The 3,019-nt window shown below is 28.3% G+C and carries 6 protein-coding genes; 1 reads left to right on the top strand and 5 read right to left on the bottom strand.

All coding sequences use genetic code 11. The annotated features are described in order from the left end of the window. On the top strand, positions 1-198 hold a 198-nt coding region (locus tag IV513_RS15255; RefSeq protein WP_209391413.1), incomplete at its 5' end, for a thermonuclease family protein. A 108-nt stretch (positions 199-306) separates the two neighbouring features. Here IV513_RS15255 and IV513_RS15250 read toward each other — a convergent pair. From IV513_RS15250 to IV513_RS15230, 5 genes are all read right to left on the bottom strand, one after another. Further along, positions 307-624 (bottom strand): type II toxin-antitoxin system RelE/ParE family toxin, encoded by a 318-nt coding sequence (locus IV513_RS15250; protein WP_209391412.1) that lies wholly within the window; start codon positions 622-624, stop codon positions 307-309. After that, a complete protein-coding gene (locus IV513_RS15245; protein ID WP_209391411.1) occupies positions 615-842 on the bottom strand; it encodes a hypothetical protein in 228 nt (75 codons plus the stop codon). Before IV513_RS15245 ends, IV513_RS15250 begins: the two co-directional genes overlap by 10 nt. A 264-nt stretch (positions 843-1,106) precedes the next feature. Continuing rightward, on the bottom strand, positions 1,107-1,478 hold the full coding sequence (locus IV513_RS15240; RefSeq protein WP_209391410.1) for a hypothetical protein: 372 nt from the start codon (positions 1,476-1,478) through the stop codon (positions 1,107-1,109). A gap of 37 nt (positions 1,479-1,515) precedes the next feature. Next, positions 1,516-1,728: a hypothetical protein gene (locus IV513_RS15235; RefSeq protein ID WP_209391409.1), complete on the bottom strand. Its 213-nt coding sequence runs from the start codon at positions 1,726-1,728 to the stop codon at positions 1,516-1,518. 232 nt (positions 1,729-1,960) lie between these two features. Beyond that, complete coding sequence (locus IV513_RS15230) at positions 1,961-2,770, bottom strand: hypothetical protein (protein WP_209391408.1); 810 nt, start codon at positions 2,768-2,770, stop codon at positions 1,961-1,963. Positions 2,771-3,019: the final 249 nt, after the last annotated feature.

The raw sequence follows: 3,019 nt of genomic DNA, 5'->3' as shown, positions 1-3,019 counted from the left end.
CGCACAGACTTTTGGCTGAGAGATCTGGCTTATGTCATTCTGCCTAATGGCGAATGTCTGAATGAATTACTAATAATTAATGGCTTTGCTAAAGCAAGCCATTCTTATTACTGTTTTGTGCTTCCTGAATATCAGCAGTTAAATTTCCAGGCAAAACAGAATAAGGCGGGAATCTATCTGTTTACCGAAGTTTTTTAATTTGTTATACTTATGTTGTATCTAATTAATGAAAAAAGTAAGGAAATATAGTGTTTATGGGACTTTGTATAAAGACTTGTAATAATACTATGTTATGTGAAGGCCGAATTACTTTTGCCTTTTAATTTTTATAGGATTTTGTCTTGCATCGAAAACATCACTAATTTCGATTCTGTTTTTATCTTTATTAAACCAGTAAATGATTTTATATTTTTTGAAAACTAAATATCTGAAATTTTCTTTTCTGTCTAAAAGTAGCTCTTCCTTTTGTCCAATTTCAGTTTGGAATTCCAAAGAATTTACTTTTTCTACAATTCCGACAACTATATTTTGAGCAATTTGTGGACTTGCGTTTGTTTTATAATAATCGAAAATGTTTCTTAGTTGTTTCTTTGCAAAGTTGGTCCAATATATTTTTATTGCCATTGTTTTATTTCAGCCATTAATTTATTGGATTCAATAACCTTATCATTTTTTGAATCTTCAAGTGATTGATCTATTCTAGAATTGAATTCCTCGATTGTTAATGGAGAAAAATCATCATCAATATTTTTCAATATCTTTTCAAGGCGAGAAATAATTTCCTCACTTTGAATTTTCAAAAACTCTTGAATAAATTCTAATTTCCTTGTTTGAATATCCATTTTCAAATATTTTACTCAAAATTACAAAATAATTTTCAAATTTTGATTTAATGCAGGGTTTTTATCGGCTTTCACATAACGGAAAAGGGCTTGGCGAAGGCGGGGCTAAGAATGACAAAACTACCAACTAAACCCGAACTTAGCAAAAACCATTTTCGTTTTTTCAAAATTACAAAAAATAAAAAAACGAAATGGTTTTTTGCGGCTAAAAGTGCTGAAATCTTCTAAATGATAACTCTCCGCCCCGCTTTTGCCAAACCCATGTTATACGACGTTTTTCTTTAAGTTATTTTGCAGATTGTTAAAGAAATTCTCAAATTCAGGAAGTTGTTTTTTGTTAATTTGTGATTTTAAAATTTTTAGAGATTTACTTGGTGTTTTAAAAGTATAATCGTCAGCATAATATTTTACTTCTGTTACTTCATTCAAGTCAATTTCTTTACTTGGGATTGACTTGATTTTAATTTTGTCTTTTGTTATCTCAAAATACTTTTGTTTGAATTCATAAAGAAATAATAATAAATACGTGATTCCGAGAATTGTAACGATGTAAGGTTTGTATTTTAATTTTGTATCATCTTCAAAGAAATAACTGATTCCAATTCCTAACCATAAAATTCCCAAAACAAGATTCATATACAATCTTTTGTTAGTAAAAGCGAACTCCAATGATTTATTTTTTTTTATTTTTTCCAAAGTAAAGATTTATTAGTGGTGAGAATTTAAGAAGCTCAATTTGCATTAAAATCCAAAATTTTGATTTAGTAATGAGTGATTTAGTATTTTTTATGCCGCTATAATATTTTAAAAAGATTTCTTTTCGTTTTTTCAGATAATATTCAGTTTCAAATCGTGGTTTCGGATTATAAATTATATTCGTTTCCATTTTTTTATGCGGTGTTTCAATAAAATGTCGTATAACGGAAAAAGTATTTGCGAAGGGCGGGCTAAATTGGACAAAAAGTTCAATTTCGACCGAACGAAGCAAATTGCTTTTTCAGATTGTTAAATTACAAAAAAATACAATATGAAAAGCAAGTTGCGACTAAAAGTAACTGGTAGTTCTATTATAAATTCAACCACGCCTTTTGCAAATACTATGTTAGCCGTAGTTTTTTTTAGATTTTTTCGACGGCTTCTTTTGGACTTGGAAAATGTGTTCCAACTCTCGGATCCATTAAATTTCCACCAAATCCTTTTGCTTTGTCTGACAATTTATTCTTAACTTCTTTTAGTTTTTGGATATATTTTTTATTATTTGATTTTTTCAAAGCCCAAATTGCAACCACTTTTTGAAAATTATCAAATTCATCATTTTGTACAATACTAAACAAAAAACTTTCCGCCTTTTCATTTTTGTAATTTCCCAAAAGTTGAATAGCTGAAACTTTTGAATGAAAATTATCTGATTTTGCAAACTTTAAAACTTCATACAAATTTGGTGCTAAATCAAGTAAGTATGCAGTTTCTAAAGCAGAATGTTGTAGAAAAAAAGTGTCAATTTCCTTATCATCAAATGTTGCAGGTTTCTCACTTAATTCCTTATTTATGAAAGTCATAATTTCTTCTTTGTCAAATTTCTTATTCTTGTAATAATTCCAAATATTTTTATAAGTCATTTCATAAATGTTTTGTGGAATTAGAGCCATATGATAACTGTGTCTGTAAGTTGCATAGACTTTTTTGTTTTCATCGATATTTGCAAATCCAGAAGTTGGTGTAGGTAACGAGAAACTTCCGGAGTCATTTTTTTTTAGAAATAGATAGTATGAAGTTCCTTTTGTAAGTGGAAATTTTATGTTTTCTCCAGAATTACTAGTATAGTTTAACAAGAAAAAATTGTTAATAGTAATAGTATCATTAATCTTATTTTGTCCAAAATTTTTATTGATTATTACTTTTGCATCTTTTCCTTTATTCTCTATCACTTCACCAAAAACAAAATAATCAGATTTCTCTATAATTTCTTTTTGCCAAGGCTCATTCCAAGTTTCAGCTTTAAGATTAGTATATGAAAAAAAAATTGATAAAATTCCTAAAATATTGATTATGTGCTTCATTGGGATAAAATTACGGCTAACGGAAAAAGTATTGGCGAAGTGCAGGATTTCGAAGAACTAAAAGTTCAAGAAACACCAAACGTAGCGAATGCTTTTTCAATACTGCTAACTTACAAA

This window comes from Chryseobacterium sp. RR2-3-20 (genome assembly GCF_017808115.1).
In the GTDB taxonomy this organism is placed as follows: Bacteria; Bacteroidota; Bacteroidia; order Flavobacteriales; family Weeksellaceae; genus Chryseobacterium; species Chryseobacterium oryzae.
This window is presented reverse-complemented; position numbering and strand designations above follow the sequence as displayed.